General features: G+C 35.5%; 11 protein-coding genes. 2 read left to right on the top strand and 9 right to left on the bottom strand.

Going from position 1 to position 18,268, the window contains the following annotated elements; all coding sequences use genetic code 11:
- Positions 1-25 precede the first annotated feature (25 nt).
- From ACFO3N_RS16280 to ACFO3N_RS16250, 7 genes are all read right to left on the bottom strand, one after another.
- Entirely contained in the window at positions 26-2,338 is a 2,313-nt protein-coding gene (locus ACFO3N_RS16280; RefSeq protein ID WP_379799406.1) for a beta-N-acetylhexosaminidase, read from the bottom strand.
- A gap of 372 nt (positions 2,339-2,710) precedes the next feature.
- Complete coding sequence (locus tag ACFO3N_RS16275; RefSeq protein WP_379799404.1) at positions 2,711-3,736, bottom strand: isoaspartyl peptidase/L-asparaginase family protein; 1,026 nt, start codon at positions 3,734-3,736, stop codon at positions 2,711-2,713.
- A 91-nt stretch (positions 3,737-3,827) separates the two neighbouring features.
- Positions 3,828-4,946, bottom strand: a complete 1,119-nt coding sequence (locus tag ACFO3N_RS16270) for a putative glycoside hydrolase (RefSeq protein WP_379799401.1) — start codon at positions 4,944-4,946, stop codon at positions 3,828-3,830.
- Positions 4,921-5,994, bottom strand: a complete 1,074-nt coding sequence (locus ACFO3N_RS16265; RefSeq protein ID WP_379799399.1) for a carbohydrate-binding family 9-like protein — start codon at positions 5,992-5,994, stop codon at positions 4,921-4,923. Before ACFO3N_RS16265 ends, ACFO3N_RS16270 begins: the two co-directional genes overlap by 26 nt.
- Positions 5,995-6,001: 7 nt before the next feature.
- Positions 6,002-6,967, bottom strand: a complete 966-nt coding sequence (locus tag ACFO3N_RS16260; protein ID WP_379799397.1) for a glycoside hydrolase family 130 protein — start codon at positions 6,965-6,967, stop codon at positions 6,002-6,004.
- 501 nt (positions 6,968-7,468) lie between these two features.
- The gene (locus tag ACFO3N_RS16255) at positions 7,469-9,346 is read right to left on the bottom strand and encodes a sodium:solute symporter family protein (protein WP_379799395.1); all 1,878 of its coding nucleotides are present in this window, start codon (positions 9,344-9,346) and stop codon (positions 7,469-7,471) included.
- 22 nt (positions 9,347-9,368) lie between these two features.
- Positions 9,369-11,606, bottom strand: coding sequence for a GH92 family glycosyl hydrolase (locus tag ACFO3N_RS16250; RefSeq protein ID WP_379799393.1), 2,238 nt, complete (start codon positions 11,604-11,606; stop codon positions 9,369-9,371).
- Between the two features lie 130 nt (positions 11,607-11,736).
- Here ACFO3N_RS16250 and ACFO3N_RS16245 point away from each other — a divergent pair, with 130 nt between their 5' ends.
- Both ACFO3N_RS16245 and ACFO3N_RS16240 read left to right on the top strand, forming a co-directional pair.
- Positions 11,737-12,795: a sensor histidine kinase gene (locus ACFO3N_RS16245; RefSeq protein WP_379799391.1), complete on the top strand. Its 1,059-nt coding sequence runs from the start codon at positions 11,737-11,739 to the stop codon at positions 12,793-12,795.
- Between the two features lie 71 nt (positions 12,796-12,866).
- Positions 12,867-13,580, top strand: a complete 714-nt coding sequence (locus tag ACFO3N_RS16240; protein ID WP_379799389.1) for a LytR/AlgR family response regulator transcription factor — start codon at positions 12,867-12,869, stop codon at positions 13,578-13,580.
- A 301-nt stretch (positions 13,581-13,881) separates the two neighbouring features.
- On the opposite strand, the gene nagB is transcribed toward ACFO3N_RS16240, so the two are convergent.
- Positions 13,882-15,795 (bottom strand): glucosamine-6-phosphate deaminase, encoded by a 1,914-nt coding sequence (nagB, locus tag ACFO3N_RS16235; protein WP_379799387.1) that lies wholly within the window; start codon positions 15,793-15,795, stop codon positions 13,882-13,884.
- 376 nt (positions 15,796-16,171) lie between these two features.
- Positions 16,172-18,265: an alpha-L-fucosidase gene (locus ACFO3N_RS16230; protein WP_379799385.1), complete on the bottom strand. Its 2,094-nt coding sequence runs from the start codon at positions 18,263-18,265 to the stop codon at positions 16,172-16,174.
- Between the last annotated feature and the right edge of the window lie 3 nt (positions 18,266-18,268).

Here is an 18,268-nt window from a genome sequence, read left to right as displayed (position 1 = left end):
TATGTTTCTATGTGTTTAAAAATATTTAATTCACCAAAATCTCATCCACAAACAACCAAGAGCTTTCTCCTTTCGGACTTTTCTTTAAGTTGCCTCCAATTACTTTTACATAACGTGCATTTTGTTTTTGGAAATTAATTTTGAAATCTTTCAATTCTGGAACTGGATTTACCGCATACGGACGCATTATTTTACCCACTTGCGTGTATTTAATTCCGTCTGTAGAAATCAATACTTTCACTTGAATTGGGAAATTAACTCCAGCACCTTGACTTTCTAAAGCTCCAACTGATACTTGCTCAATACTTTCTACTTTCTCCAAATCGATTACCAATTCCATATCATTAACCAGCCAAGCCTGCCATTGTCCGTCATGGAAATTTTTGCTTCCGCGAATGGCATTTACCATTGTATTAGCATCTCCTTTATAACTCTGGTTGAAAGGCGTTAAGTATTTCACTTTTTTCGCAAATCCTTTATGGAAAACAATCGTATCCGTAAATGTTTTTCCAACTGGTTTTTCGTCTTGAAATAAAGAAGCTTTTAAAACTGTTGTTTCTTTAATTTCAATTGGAGTTGTATATTTTATAGCATGATGATCAATGCTTTGGTTTCCTAAAACATAGCGGATATCTGGATTTGGAAATTCATTTTTCAATTCCACTTTCACTTGTTTATTGGCCAAATCTGCTGTTGAAGAAGCGGTTACCAAATACGCGCTTTTCGCATAATTTAATCCTTGATAATCGTAACGTTTAAACATTGAAAACAATCTCGACGTAAAATCGTTCCAATTACGTTTTTCTTTCGGACTCCATAAGGTTTCAGACAAAGCCGCTAATCTTGGAAAAATCATATATTCAGAATCTTTTGGTCCCGCAATATGCTCCGCCCATAAATTAGCTTGTCCGCCTAAAACGTGTGCTGCTTCCTGTGGCGTCATAGTTGAAACTACAGGATCAAATTTGTACACTTCACTTAACGGATTATAAGCATCAAAAGCTAAAGGTTCTTCGTTTTGAGGCCCTTGGTAAAAGTTGAAATAGCAAGGCGTTTCTGGTGTCATAATTACGTCATGACCTTGATCTGCTGCTTCAATTCCGCCTTTCATTCCTCTCCAGCTCATTACTGTTGCATCTGGAGCTAAACCGCCTTCTAAAATTTCATCCCAACCGATAACTCTTTTACCTTTTGAATTAATATATTTTTCCATACGTTTTACAAAGTAGCTTTGTAATTCGTCAACACTTTTCAAACGCTCATCTTTGATTCTTTTCTGGCAGTGTGGACATTTTGCCCAATTGGTTTTAGTTGCTTCGTCTCCACCAATATGAATGTATTTTGAAGGGAAAATGGTAATTACTTCATCAATTACATTTTGCAAAAATTCGAACGTAGTTTCTTTTCCAGCACAATAAATATCTGTCAGAGGCCAAACTCCGCCTGACGGAACGCCAATTCTCTGGTTGAAACAAGCCAATTCTGGATAAGCTGCAATGGCGCTGCTTACGTGAGCAGGCATTTCGATTTCTGGAATTACTTCAATTCCTTTTGTCGCTGCATATTTTACGATTTCTTTTAATTCCTCTTGCGTAAAAAATCCGCCGTAAGTTCCTTTTTCATCAGGATTTGTCGTTAATCTGGCATTCCAAGAAACATTTTCCTGATCTACTCTCCAAGCACCAACCTCTGTTAGTTTTGGATATTTTTTAATTTCAATTCTCCAACCCTGATCATCAACTAAGTGCATGTGCAGAACATTCATTTTATGTGCTGCCAAACGATCGATTGTGGCTAAAACATAATTTTTATCGAAGAAATGACGTGATAAATCCAGCATTAAACCTCTCCATTTAAAACGAGGCTCATCATTAATGGTCAAGCTTGGAATCTGCCATTTTGCAGAGCTAATCGCAAATTTACTTTCGATGGCTTCAGGAAGCAACTGTCTAACACTTTCTAAAGCATATAAGAATCCATTATTTCCTTTAGCAGAAATCACAATATTAGTTGGATTTACATCCAAAACGTAAGCTTCGTTTTTTAAGTTTGAATCTGTTTTCAATAAAACATAATTACTTGCAGGAGCTTTTGTTGTAACTTCTGGTTTCCATCCTGCCGCAGTCTCAAATTTAGAAGCCAAAGCATTTGCAGCATCTTTTTGGAAATCACCGTTTACTACAAACTTTGTATCTTTTGTAAATTCAAAAACACCAGTTTTAATAAGAGTCTGACTCGGTTTTGGAATGATATTAATATCACTTTCCGTGTAAACTTTCTGCGCATGAGCCGAGAAAACTAAAGTGATTAGGGTTAATAGGAATAGTAATTTTTTCATTCTTTGTTTTTTGGGTTCTCTAAGAGTTACTTCTAAAGGTACTTTTAGAGATTTAGTTTTTTAATTTTTGTTTGTCATTTCGACGAAGGAGAAATCTTCGTTAGTAGCTCCTCAACGCAACTCGCCAATCTTTGTAGAGTTTCTTGCGGAGATTTCTCCTTCGTCGAAATGACAAATATTGGGTATATTCTGTGTCGAATCGCGAGTGTGATTCCTCGTTCCTCGGAATGACAAACTGTTGCGTAAAACTTTGTCAAAGTTTGAAACTTTGACAAAGTTCTCAATTCGTTATGTTATTTATTAAGAGTGAAACGCCTCTAAACACAATACAATTCTATGTTTCTATGTGTTTAAAAACATTTACGCCCAGTTTTATTTATCCCAAGACATTTTAAATTTCGCGTCTTCCATTCTGTGACCTTTTACATCATCAGAAACGGCGTAATTAAATCCTGATCTTAAGCTGTAACCTGCGTATTCACCGTTTTTATTCAAAGCAATAAAACCAACTTGTAGGTATTCCATGTCTTTGTGGTTTTTATGTTTGTTATAAATACGTTCTGTAATTTCTTTACAAGCATCATAAGGCGATTTACCCTGACGCATTAATTCGACAACCATGGCGCTTCCGGCAGTTCTAATAACCGCTTCACCCAAACCAGTTGCCGCTGCTGCTCCCACTTCGTTGTCCAAGAAAAGACCCGCGCCGATTATGGGGGAGTCACCGACGCGTCCGTGCATCTTCCAAGCAGCACCACTTGTGGTACATCCGCCAGAAAGATTGCCATCTTGGTCTAACATTAGCATGCTTATGGTATCGTGATTTTCTATATTAATAACTGGCTTGTATTTGGAATCTTCCAGCCATTTTTTCCAGTCTTTTTCAGATTCTGGAGTTAATAAATTTTCTTCTTTAAAACCTTCAGACAAGGCAAATTGCAATGCTCCTTGCCCTGCTAACATTACATGTGGCGTGTTTTGTAATACCTTTTTCGCAACAGAAATGGGGTGTTTAATTCCTTGAAGGAAACAAACAGATCCACAATTGCTATTATGATCCATGATACACGCATCAAGAGTCACTTTCCCTTCGCGATCCGGATATCCTCCGTAACCCACACTGCGAACAGTTGGATCGGCTTCAGTTATTTTCATTCCAGCTTCGATGGCGTCTAAAGCTGATTTTCCTTCTTTTAAATTCTTCCAAGATTCTTTATTTGCAGGCAAACCATGATTCCATGTCGAGATGATAATTGGTTTCTGCTGCTTTTTTTCTTTTGGTTCTGCAGCTGTTTCTTCATTTTCGTGATTTGCAGCAAATCCGCTTACACCCAAAACAGAACTAATGGCTAAGGTGCCTAAAGTTGTTTTCTTAATAAAATCTCTTCTATTTGACATGTCTTTTTGGTTTTAATTCAACTCTAAGAAACTACGTGTTCTTGATGTTGCTAAATTAATCAGTAATAATTTTTAATCCCAGAAAAATCGACTACAACGACGCTTTTACCGACTTAATTGTTTTTAAATTACTTTCTGATAAAGCATTTCCGTCAAAAAATGAAACTCCTGTTGCACCATTTTTCTTAGCTTCTAAAATCGCTTCTTTCAATTCTGCATCCGATTTTAAACCTGGAATATAAATTCCTGTATTTACTTTCGTTTGTTTTCCTTCTAAATCGGCTACACCTTGTTTGGTTGCGTAACCTACCCAGTCAATTTCTTCATCATAAAAACTATGATAAATCATTGGATACACTTCATCAATATTCCATTTATCCCAACGCTGGCGTACCATATGATCTGCCATTTCTGGATAAGGAAATACGGCTGCCGTTAATTTTTTATTGTTTTTATGAGCAATTTTATACGCATCGTCAACCACCGCTTTTACTGCATTTAATCTGAAGTTTTTCCACTCCATATCAATGGAAGTATTGTGGCTCTTTTTTGGGTTTTTATGATGTTCTTTTTCGAATTTGCTTACGCAAGCATCACAATAACAGAAATCAAACTGAGGCAATTCTACATCCTGAACCAAATTATATTTTGGCAATAAACTGATTGGCAAGAAAATATCCGGAAAACGGATGTAGTCTAAATGTACACTTTCGATTCCTTCAACTTTTGCTAAACCTTCAACCAATCCTAAAACGTGGTTTCTAGATTCTTCTTTAGTTGGGCAAAGCCATTGGTAATAGTCTACATACGGACGATTATCAAAGCAAGATTTTCCCTCTTTGCTTACTTGATACCAATCTGGATGCTGTAAAGCAATCGAATCATTTGGGCGATTCATTGCCATAATCCAAGCGTGAACTTTTAGTCCTTCTTTTTTTGCAAGCGGAACTAATCTTGCTAATAGTTTCGGATCGGTTTGCGTGTTAATTAAAACTTCATCGATTCCGCCGTCTTTGTATTTTTTGAATTCTTTAGAATAATCTGCATCCGATTTTTTCGCGTCAGCAGTGGTCCAAACACCAAAAGTGAATTTACCGTTTTCCTGATCTTTGGTTTCTTTTTGTCCGCAAGAGAATAAACTCAGCGAAAGCGCTAATACTAAAACTTTTGATAGTTTTTGCAACCTACTCGTTCGTAATAATTTTACCATCTTCTTTAATTATTAAGGTTTTGTTTGAAAAAGGACTTTTTACCAAGATATTAAATCCTGATGAATGATTTTCTAAAATTGGCTTTAAAGTCTTTCCGTTAACCACTATATTTTTTTTACTGATACTTTGCAGTGATTTTGCCCAAGATTTATTCTTTTCGAAATATCTTTTTTGAGCGCGGTACAACGTATACAGTTCCCATTTTACTTTTTCTTCCTGTGGAATTGTAAAAGTATCCTGTCCTCCTATTTCTTTTGAAGAGAAGTATACATAAGCCCATTTTTCGGGCTCATGCATATTTATCACTCCCATAGGCGACCAAACCCAATTGTATTCTGGGAGAAACTTTCCTTCTGAATCTTTTTTGCGTTCATATTTTCCGTCGATAACTGAATGCTGCCAATTCACTCTAGAGAAATTGACTTTCCAAAATTTATCTTTCGGAACAATATCGTCGAAATAAGATGTCTTATAAACTGACCACGGAATAGCAATTTCTAATGTCCAGCCTTTATCAATATCTGAAGCATTATTTAAAGTTCCATCAATCTTTACAGCCGATTTTAAACCTGTAATATTCCAATCGTTTAAAACCGTATTTTTTTCTCTATAAGGTTTATTAATAAATAGATCCCAAGCGGTGTTTAACGCATTTATTTCTAATTCATAATAATTATGAGTATCATTATCTGGATCAATAAAAACCTCAAAATCATTGTTATAAAAAATAATTGTATCGCGTTGTCTTAGATTTGCCCAAACGTGAGGCTCTTCCATTTTTGCCAGGATATAGTAGTAATTATCGTCCCAAAGCATTTTGACTTGAGTATTGTATTTTGGTTTTTCAACGCCTTCTATGTCGACAAAAGGTGTTGTCCAAGTTGCTTTTTCCCAGTCTTTATCTGCCCCGTCTCCGTCAATAACAATTTCTTTTGAAGTCTTATACGCAATATAACTTTTTGGTGTAACCTCTTTTTCAGATTGCGAATAACCCATCAATCCAACAAAAAAAACGGCAAGGGACAATAATTTACTTCTACTATGCATCTTTATATTATAAACTATTATCTTTTGTAAACTGAATTACTTCACTTAATTTTCCGAAAGCGATCGCTACGTGTGTATCTGCAGCACCATAATAAACTGCTAATTTGTCTTCTTCTACATCGTGTAAAGCAGCGCAAGGGAAAACTACGTTTGGAACATCTCCAACCATTTCATAAGTCTCTGCTGGGCCTAATAAATAAGGTTGTGTTCTGTATTTTACTTGATCTGGCGAATCAACATCTAAAAGCGCTGAACCCATTGCATAACGGAAACCGTTGCAAGTATTAATAACTCCATGATAAATCATTAACCATCCTTCATCAGTTAAAATCGGAATTGGTCCTGCACCTACTTTAGTACATTGCCAAGCACTTTTTTCGAACGGACTTGGTTTCATAACCAATCTATGTTCTCCCCAATATTTCATATCTGGGCTGTAACTGATCCAGATATCTCCAAAAGGTGTGTGTCCGTTATCACTTGGACGGCTTAACATTGCGTATTTTCCGTTGATTTTTTGTGGGAATAAAACTCCGTTTCTGTTGAATGGTAAAAAGGCATTTTCACATTGGAAAAATTCTTTAAAATCGAAAGTATAACCAATACCAATTGTTGGTCCGTTGTAACCGTTACACCAAGTAATCCAGTAACGATCTTCGATCCAAACCACACGCGGATCGTATTTATAAGCCGATTCGATCATTTCTGTATTTCCAGATTTCATCTCAATTGGTTCATGGTTAATGTCCCAATTGATACCATCTTTACTGAAACCAGCAAAAATATTCATCTGAACTGCTTTGTTATCACATCTGAAAACCCCAGCATATCCGTCTCCAAAAGGTACAACTGCACTATTGAATATACTGTTTGATGAAGGAATCGAATATCTGTCGATAATTGGATTCTCAGAATATCTCCACATTACATCTTTACTGTTTTCGGGTCTGTCTTGCCAAGGAATAGTACTCATTTTTTGTTTTTTTTATGTATTAGTTTTTTGTTTTTTTATTCTTTTTTAAACACATAGAGACATAGTTTTTTGGAACGTTCAAAGGCATTTCACTTTGAATAAATCACATAGCTCTATTTTGTCATCCTGAGGAACGAAGGATCACACTAGAAGCTCCGCAATCTATGTCGCCAATCTTTGTCGAGTTACGTGTGTGATCCTTCGTTCCTCAGGATGACAAACTGCACTGTAAAACTTTGTCAAATTTTTGAGCTTTTACAAAGTTGCTGTACATAGTAACACCGCCAATCTTACTTTCCCGTAGTTGAAACTACGGGCTATGTTTAAAATCTATGTGTTAGAAACTAGTTTCTTTCTCTTATCTTTTTCAACATCAAAAAAAATCTATGTTCCTATGTGTTTAAAATTTATCGAATCAAAATAATCTCCTCTAAAATCCTGATTCTATACTCTTTATTCTATACTCTTTATTCTTTTCTCTTTATTCTATTCTCTAAAAATCTACTCTTCAATCTTCCTAACTCGATCCAGCCAAGTAAACTTCAACACTGTAGTCGTAACCAAGAAAACCACCAATGCCACAGCCGCTTTTGGATAATCTCTAATGATGAAATAGATTGGAAGCAGAATCATACTTGACTGCCATACAATTCCAATTACACAATTCATCATATCTAGATAGAAATCATTATTTTTTTGGAAAGATTGATCTTCCGCTTTTAATTGTTTGTAAACTGGTCCCCAGAATCCCCAAGGTCTCACATTGCTGTAGAAAGATTTTAAAACTTCAATATCAGTTGGTTTACTTAAATAAGTTCCCAAAAGACAACCTAAAATTGACATTCCGAAAATTAATGGGAATAAGTAAATAGATGGAACTTGCGAAAGATCATGCAAGAATGTTCCAGCTGTTAAATTTCCTTTGTTTTGATCTAAAACAAACTGAAGAGAAGCAGCAATTAATCCGCCGACCATTCCCCAGAAATAACCCCATCCGTTAAAACGCCACCAAATCCATTTTAAGAAGTTCGCTGCAACGTAACCTCCGTAAAGAGCACTTGTAATCCAAAGTGTTAATGAGTTGATCGAATCTGCGAAGAATCCCATGAAAACTCCAAGACCAACAACTAAGAAAGAAGAAATCTGACTTACTTTAATATAGTGCTGATTTGAAGCAACTGGTTTAAAGTATTTTTTATAAATATCATTTACAATATATGCTGGTCCTGCATTTACAAAAGCCGAGAATCCAGACATGAAAGCGGCTAATAAACCTGCAAGAAGAATTCCTTTAATTCCAACTGGAATATAAAGATTCACCACTTTTGGCATTAATAATTCTAAATCTGCGCCCGTTAAATTTACGTTTGCGTTTAATTCTGGCGCTAAATTCACTAAAGCAATAACTACAATTCCTGTAATCAATAAATATCTAGGAATGAATAAAATTAAGTTGGTAAAACCACTCATGTAAGCTGCTTCTTTTACCGATTTTGTAGAAAGAACACGTTGTAAATCGTAACTTGGAGTTGGTCCTGCAACACTTGCAAAGAAACCTTTGAAAAGTGTCATCCCGATAAATGCTCCGAACATTTTATAACCTTCCGTATCAATTAATCGGTTGAAAGTTTCGAATTTATCGCTCCATTGCGTTTCAAATTCCCATCCGAAGAAAACATTTTTCCATTCTGGCGTAATTACCGAATTGATCTGAATATCTGTATAATTAATGAATGCATAACCGGCGATTAAAACTCCCGCAACAATCATAATAATATATTGTACAACCTCTGTCGCTACAACAGAAAACATTCCGCCTTTAACCGTATAAATGGTTGTTAAGAAAATGATTAACAATGCATAAGCTTGTTCTGAGGTTAAGAAAACTCCGCCATTCATGTGAACTGTTAAATCCCAAGGAAGAATAATAGTTACAAATTTTCCGATTCCAACGAAGAAATACGCGATGAAACCAATTGTAGAAATGATCGCAAAAATAGCCACAATAATATGTGATGCTTTTCCTGCTTTGTCGCTTCCAAAACGAGTTAAAATCCATTCGGAACCTGTCATTACTTTTGATCTTCTAATCCAGACCGCAAGGAACATCATCACAAAAATCTGATTCCAAATTGGCCAAAGCCACATAAACATGAAACTTTTTACACCATATAGAAATAAAACTCCAATCATCCAGGAAGTTCCCGAAACATCAAACATTCCTGAGCCATTGCTCAATCCTAAAAAATACCATTTGATTGATTTCCCACCAAGAAAATAATCATCAAGTCCTTTTGATGCTTTTCTTGAAATCCAGATTCCGATACCGACCGAGAGTACGATATAGATTAAAATGATTGATACGTCTATTATGTTCATTAAATTATTTATTTTGAATTAGTTAGTTCAGACCCCAGTTTTTGTTTGGCTGCGCTCCCATTACAAAATGAAGTACACCGCCTTTTAGCATTTCTTGGTGAGAAATTGCAGTTTTATTAAATGCTTTTCCGTTTAAAGTAACCGATTGGATATAGAAGTTTTTGTTTGAAACATTTTCTGCTTCAATTACAAAAGTTTTTCCATCTGGAAGATTTAAAGTTGATTTTTCGAAAATCGGACTTCCAATTTCGTATTCGCCAGAAGCTGGATTCATTGGGTATAATCCCATTGAGCTGAATACATACCAAGCCGACATTTGTCCGCAGTCTTCGTTTCCGCTTAGACCGTTTGCTGACGTATTGTATTGAGTATCTAAAATGTGGCGTACCCAATATTGCGTTCTCCAAGGCTGACCTGCATGATTAAACATGTAAGCAATATGGTGACTTGGCTCATTACCATGTGCATATTGTCCGATCAAACCAGAAATATCTGCAGAAACATTATTTCCTGTAATCTCAGAACTCTCTGTAAATAATTGTTCTAAACGTTTTGTGAAAATATCGTTTCCTCCGTGAAGCTTAATAAAATCATCTACATTATGAGGTACAAACCAGCTGTGTTGCCAAGCATTTCCTTCGGTATAATCGGTATGCTCTCTGTGATTGGAGTGTTTTGGATCAAAAGGCTCGTTCCAAGATTTTCCATCTTCCGATTTTCCTCTCATGAAACCAGATTTGGCATCAAACAAATATTCGTAAGCTTTTGAACGTTTAGAGAAAAATTCATAATCAGCTGTTTTTCCTAAAGCTTTCGCCATTTGAGCCACACACCAATCGTCGTAAGCATATTCTAAAGTAATGGTAACCGATTCGTCTAATAAATTATAAGGAATGTAACCGTATTTTTTGTAGAAATTCAAACCGCGTTCGTCCTGCATCATTGTTGCTTTCATGGCTTCAAAAGCTTTTTCAGCATCAAAACCTTTAATGCCTTTCATATAAGCATCTACAATAACTGGAATCGAATGATATCCTGTCATCGTATTAGTTTCATTAGCGTATAATGTCCAAACTGGAAGTATCTTTTTGGTTTCATAATACGCTAACATCGAATTAACTAAATCGGAAACTTTTGTTGGTTCTAACAGGGTCAGCAATGGGTTTTCTGCTCTAAATGTATCCCAAAGCGATAATGTAGAGTAAGCGGTATAATCTTTAGCAGTAATAATTTTATCGTCTTCTCTTCTAAATTGCCCGTTTTTATCGCTATATGTTACCGGTGCAACTTGAGCATGATATAAAGCGGTATAGAAAATAGTCTTTAAAGAATCAACTGGAGTTTCAACTGTAATTTTGCTTAAAGCTTTGTTCCAATCTAAAGATGCTTCTGTTTTTACTTTTTCAAATTCTTGATCTTTATCTAAATTGTCTTTCGCATTAGCGATACTTACAGAAGAAAGCGCCACTTTAACGCCTAATTCTTTAGAGTTTTTGCCATCGAAGAATAATTGCAGAGCTGTATTTTCACCTTCAGCATTCTTACCTGAAACTACTTTTTTATCAGCAGTAATAATAGATTCTGTAATGGGTTTAGAAAACTTGGCAACAAAAAACACTTTCTGATTTTTTGCCCAACCCGTACTGTAACGGTAACCGCTAATGGTATTTTGGTCTTCAACTGTAATGGCAGTTTTTACCGCTTTGTCCCAGTTAATGGCAAAACCTAAATCGACAACAACAGATTGCGTATCGTTATTATTATAGGTATACTTATGGTATGCGGTTCTTAGTGTAGAAGTTAATTCTACATTGATTTTAGGATCTTCAAGAAAAACTTGGTAATAACCCGGTATTGCTTTTTCGTTAACATGATTATATTTTGATTTATACGGTAAGAAATCGCGTGAAGCGGCTTTGGCGGTTAAGTCTAACTTTTTGTTTGTCGGCATAAATAAAATATCTGCCAAATCACCGATTCCTGTCCCGCTTAAATGTAAATGACTAAATCCAGAAACTATTGAGTCAGAATAATGATAGCCCGAGCACCAGTCCCAGCTAGAAACCCCATTATCTGGACTCACTTGCAGCATCCCAAACGGAACTGTTGCACCCGGATATGTATGTCCGTGCCCACCTGTACCTATAAAAGGATCTACATAATTTGTTGCAAAACTTTGTTTATGTTGATTTTTATCTACATTTATTTTGCAACTTGCAGTTAAAATTACCGTCAGAGAAAGCAGAGTAATTTTCCTCATATCAAAACAATATTAATTTAACTTTAAATTTAGATAAATTCAACTTTTACCAAAATATTTTTAGACGGACGACATTTAAACAGCTCTAAACATCAAAAAATAGTAACAAACGACATTCTATTCTACGATTATGATTTTCAACTCAAAAAAACCTTATAGTTTACCTATACGTTATCATGTTTACTTTTGGCTAACGTATTTTGTATTCAATACATTCCGCTGGGGAAGCTATTTTAATGATTATGTTTATTCATTAAAAACCACCTTACTCGGATTTCCAATTCACATGGCATTGTGTTATCTAAATATTTTGGTTTTAATGCCTCACTTTATTTACCGCAAAAAGTACGTCCTATATATTATAAGTGTATTGTCAGCGATTTTTATCATGGTTGTTTTAAAATTTAATCTGACTTATCTACTGATTACACACGACGTTTGGCCTGAAGGTCCGCAGACCATCAGTACACTTACACTCAATTACACGATAGATATGATGATGGGTGAATTGTATGTAATGACTTTTGTTACTGCCATTAAAATCACTTTAGATTTCTTAAAAGAACAAAGACGTGTGACAGATTTAGAAAAATCGCAGCTAGAAACCGAATTGTTGTTTTTGAAGTCACAGATTTCTCCACATTTTTTCTTTAATACCTTAAATAACATTTATTCACTCTCTGTAGAAAAATCGAACAAAACACCAAAAATCGTTTTAAAGCTTTCCGAATTGATGCGCTACATGCTTTATGAAACAAAAGGCAAAAAGCAGACTCTAGAAAATGAGATTATGTGCATTCAGAATTATCTGGATTTGGAAAGAATTCGAAACGGAGAACGACTAGAAGTAGATATGTCTATTTCTGGAGATATTCACGATAAAGAAATTTCTCCAGTCCTTCTGTTGACTTTCGTTGAAAATGCTTTTAAGCACGGCGTGAACAAAAACACTGGAAATGTTTTAATTGACATTAGATTTAAAGTAAAAGGAGATTTTTTATACTTCACCATTTCAAACCCAATGCCCGAATTTACCGTACATAAAGATAATTTTAACAAGTCAAGTGGTATAGGTATTGAAAACGTAAAAAAAAGACTCGAATTAGGATATAATAAAAGTGACTATAAGCTTTCATTTAAAAATAAAAAGAATATTTTTGTCGTTAAACTAGTTATAAAAGTCACATAGCCCCTCGATTTTAACTATTACTAAAATTATACTTACAAGAAACCACACACTGGCCAAAAATAACAGTACAAATGAAAATAAAGTGTTTAATTATCGATGATGAGCCATTGGCAATAAACGTTATTAAAAATTATATTGAACAGATTGAAGATCTAGAATTAGTAAATACTTTTAGCAATTCTATCGAAGGATTAAATTTCTTAAAAAACAATACTATAGATGTAATTTTTCTAGACATTAACATGCCTGTTTTGGACGGTATTAATTTTATTAAAAGTTTAGAAAATCCTCCTCTACTTATTATTACAAGTGCTTACGATCAGTTTGCGATTGAAACTTACGAGCTTGATGTTTTAGATTATCTAGTAAAACCAATTGAGTTTCCTAGATTAATGAAAGCGGTAAACAAAATCAACAAACGTCTTAATAATGCAACCAAGCTTCCGCAGGAAAATAGCAAAGAGAATCCTTTCATTTTCGTGAAAATCGACAAGAAAAAAATGAAGAAGATTTTCTTGAACGAAATTCTGGTTATCGAAAGCTTAAAGGACTACTTGAAAATTAGTACAACTTCTGGAAAGTTTATCATTCACAGTACTTTATCTGATTTTACAAGTTTATTGCCTGAGAGAGATTTTATCAGAATCCACAGATCTTATACGATTGCAATTGACAAAATTGACGCCGTTGAAGGAAACAGCATTGAAATTGAAGGACTTCGATACGTTATAGGAAGATCTTATATTGATGAAGTAAAACAGAAAATCCTTAATTCTTCTATATAAAGGTTTAACCGCAAAGCACGCTAAGGTTTACGCAAAGTTCGCAAAGTTTTTCCTCAAAGCTTTGCGAACTTTTTTTTCTCATTTTTCAGACAACGTAAAAATAAAATCTTAGCGAACTTTGCGTATTCTTTGCGCACTTTGCGGTAAAAAAAACTTTGCGGTAAAAAAAATCTCGTCGGTAAAAGACAAAAAACGCATAGAAAACGAAAATGCGGCCAACCACGACCGCATTTTCTCTCAATTATAGGTAACTAACCAAAATAAACCATGAAATAGTCTATTATTTTTATGCTGCAAAAAACTAAAAGTGATATCTTTTAAACGCTTCAATAGCCGAATAATCTGCTAAACCTAAGCTGTGATATTTTTCTGCAGTCAATCTATTTCTATCTTCAACTCGAACCCAAAACTCCCTGCTATCATCACCTTGAAACATAACGCCGTCTTTTTGAGACTGGTGATAAAAAATGGCATGTCGTTTCTTTAAAACCTGGTCAGGACTCATTGGTACTGCCATGTCAATTTGGTACGATTCCCATTCATGCCATGCGCCTCGATACAACCAAACCCAGCAATCATCCATAAAGCTTTTGTTTTTTAGTCTTTTCAAAGCTTCGAACAAACTGTCTAAACATACTTTATGAGTTCCGTGCGGATCTGCTAAATCTCCAGCGGCATAAATTTGATGCGGTTTTATTCTTTCAATAATGTCACACATAATGTCAACATCTGCATCTGAAAGATTATTCTTTTTAACCGTTCCTGTTTCGTAAAACGGAAGATCCAAAAAGTTTACATTAGAATCTGGCAAACCAATGTAGCGAGTTGCTCCAAAAGATTCGCTTCTTCTAATTAATCCTTTTAATTTTCTAACTTCTAACGAATCAATTTCATTTCCAGTTCTGTTCTGAAGAAAATCGATTATTTTATCAGACATTCTAGAATCTGGATGTAATGCTTTCGAAATTTCTGCAAACTTTAAAGCTTCAACATCTGAAACCGCAATATTTCCAGACGTCTGATAGGCTACATGAACCTCGTGCCCCTGCTCTACCAAACGGTCGAATGTTCCTCCCATTGAAATCACATCATCATCTGGATGCGGGCTGAAAATGATAATTCTTTTCTTTTCCGGCGTGGAACGCTCCGGTCTGTACGTATCATCAGCATTGGGTTTTCCGCCCGGCCATCCCGTGATGGTTTGCTGCATTTTATTGAACATTTTAATATTCAAATCGTATGCAGTTCCTTCTTCCGTCAAAAGACTCGACATTCCGTTGTCGTTATAATCTTTGTCCGTCAGTTTAAGGAAAGGTTTCTTCGTCAACTCACTTAACCAAGCCACCGCTTTTAATTTTAATCCATCTGTCCAAACACAAGACTTAACCAGCCAAGGCGTTTTAACTCTTGTTAGTTCAGACGAAGCTTCTGTATCTAGAACAAATGTTGTGTTGTTATGCTCTTGCAAATACGTAGCTGGAACTTGCGAAGAAACTTCTCCTTCGATTGTCTTTTTTATAATTCCTGCTTTACTGATTCCCCAGCCAAGCAAAACGATTCTTTTTGCATTTCTAACGGTTCCAATTCCCATTGTTATGGCTTTTCTCGGAACATTGTCAATTCCTAAAAAAGAAGAAGCCGCATCAACTCTCGTGATATGATCCAAAGTAATACTTCTGGTTCCCGAATTCACATGAGAACCTGGCTCATTAAACCCAATGTGTCCTGTTCTACCGATTCCTAAAAGCTGAAAATCTAATCCGCCGTACGATTTAATTTTCATCTCATAATCGATGCAATATTGCTGTAACTCCTCGGCACTCACCTGCCCGTCTGGAATATTTATATTTTTAGGAAGAATATTTACATGATGAAATAAATGTTCGTGCATAAAATGATAATAACTCTGAATATCATTCTTATCCATCGGATAATATTCATCTAAGTTAAAAGTCACAACATTTTCAAAACTTAAACCTTCCTCTTTGTGCATTCTAACCAATTCTTCATAAACCTTAATTGGCGAAGAACCTGTAGCCAAACCTAAAACACAAGGTTCGTTTAGCTCGTTTTTTCTCTGAATTAAATTGGCAATTTCTTGCGCGACAAGTAAAGAAGCTTCTTGCGACGATTCGAAAATAACATTGTGAATTTTCTCAAAACGAGTTTCTTCAAATTTCCCTGCTTCTCTAAAACCTATATCTTCTTTAATCATTTGCCTTGTCATTAAATTTCTAAAATAAAAGTAGAATTAAATTATCCGCTCGTACTAAAAATTCGACTAATAACGGCTAAGCTTCGGCAAAAGACAAAATTAGGCAACCTCAAAAAAGCAATTCTTTTTTTACAGGCTTCGGAGAAGCCAAATATTTATAGCAAAAGGATAACCATTTATATTATAAAGCTCCAGAGGAGCGACATATTTTTCTACATTCTCAATATATGTCGCTCCTCCGGAGCTCTTTTTTATTTGTCTTATTTCTATTCTATAAATATGTCACCCCGCTGGGGTTTTAGAGACACAATAATTTTTACAAAAAATCCTTCTATGAAATGCTTTTTTCAAAGCTCTTGCTTCAAAAAAAAAGCATTTATTCAATTACCCCAATTTCAGCAATTGAAACGGTTTGCCCTTTTCCTACAGCAGCTGTGGCAACAAATCTTAAAAATCTTGTTTTTACCGCAGTAAAACTCTTAAGTTGCTCAATTGGGTTATGTTTAATGTTCGAGAACTCTCCCTCCGATTGTTTTGTCCAAGTAATATTGTCTTCGCTCGTATAGAATTCGTAATTCGAAATCAAATTCAAATTATTTCCAACTTGCTGTGGCGTGTATGTAAAGCCTTTTATTTCTCTTGCTTCACCCATATCGATAATGATTGCTTGAGGCAGTTTGTTTTGATCATTTCCAAATCCCCAATCGGTATTGGCATCTCCGTCAATAATTCTTTCAACCGATTTATCATCTCCGCTTGAAATAGAAATCACGCTCCATTTTTCTTTAGAAACACCATATTTAGCCGTTTTTACCGCGCTGTTGATTTTCTCTTTTGTATTTCTCGAAATGGCTTTAATTTCTACTGCTTTATTGTATATGAATGGCGCTTTGTATAAAGTACTTTTTTCTGAAGGATTTTTTCCGTCAAGCGAATAATAAACTGCATTGCCGCTTTCCGATTTAATCGTAACTAAACCATTTTTATCACGAAGAATTTGCGGCTCTTTTACAAAAGTCGGAGCATTATACGCTTGGATTGTACTGATTACAAATCCTGCTTTAGCATCCAAAATATTAACTCTAATTGCAGAAGCTGTTACACGATCTAAACGAAGAATTCTTTTGTAGCCAATTGTAGTTTCGTTGGAAATCGTTTTCCATTGTCCGTCCACTTTTGCTTCAACAGAAAATTCTTTTACACGTTGCCCAAGCTTAATATATTCTTGAAGTAAAATTCTATTGATTGCGGTTGGCTTTTTAAACGTAAATTCGATTGTAGCTTGTTTTACTTTATCGTCGGTTGCCCAATAGGTATTTTTATTTCCATCAATTACATTCTGAGGTCCAAAATTAGAATCGTTTCCACGAATGTTTGAAGCTTGAACCTGATTTCCCGCTAATAGTTCTTTTTTGAAATCGGCTTTAATTGTAGCAACCAATTCTTTTAATCTCGCTTCGTCATTTTCATGAACCAAACCGCGTCTGTCAACTGGAAGATTTAATAATAAAGTAGCATTTCGTCCAATCGATTCGTAATAAATATCGACCATTTCGTCAAGCGAACGAACCTTATCGTCTTCCACAGAATGATAAAACCATCCCGGTCTGATCGAAACATCGGCTTCGCCAGGAACCCATTTTTCGCCGTCTTCATGTCCAGACATGAATTCGCTATAATGCACTTTTCCAGCCAACTCATCTTTTTGGCGTAATAACGACCAATTGGTTTTTCCTGCACGCCCTTCTTCGTTTCCAATCCATCTTGCTTCAGATGGACCAACTCCCCAAACCAATGTCTTCGGGGCGATGCTGTAAATTAACTTATAGGTTTCATCCCAATTATAATAAGTAAGCGTATTAATTTTTCTGGTTTCGTTGGCACCGCCGTAATAGCCGTCACCACCGTTTGCACCGTCAAACCACATTTCAAAAACATCTCCATAATTTGTCAATAATTCCTTTAACTGATTTCTGAAATACGTTATATATTCAGGTTTGCCGTATTGTGGATGGTTTCTATCCCAAGGCGAAAGGTATAATCCGAGTTTTAAATCGTATTCTTTACAAGCTTCGGCCAATTCTTTAACCAAATCTCCTTTTCCATTTTCCCAAGGCGAATTCTTAACTGAACGTTCTGTATAAGCTGAAGGCCAAAGGCAAAAACCATCGTGATGTTTAGCAACCAGAATAATGCCTTTCATTCCCGCTTCTTTTACCACGCGCGCCCATTGACGAACGTCTAATTGCGACGGATTAAAAAGCTCTGGCGATTCGTCTCCGTAACCCCATTCTTTATTGGTAAAAGTGTTTAATGAAAAATGCACAAAAGCATAAAATTCCATTTCCTGCCAATCGATTTGTTTCTGTGTCGGAAGCGGTCCAAAAGGCTTTGGTGCATTGGCGAATTCCTGACTTGAAGCATTAGAAATTACACCAAAAAGACATAAGGAAAGGAATATTTTTTTCATTGC

Origin of the sequence: Flavobacterium chungangensis (genome assembly GCF_042654045.1) — a bacterium.
Taxonomy (GTDB): domain Bacteria; phylum Bacteroidota; class Bacteroidia; order Flavobacteriales; family Flavobacteriaceae; genus Flavobacterium; species Flavobacterium chungangensis.
This window is presented reverse-complemented; position numbering and strand designations above follow the sequence as displayed.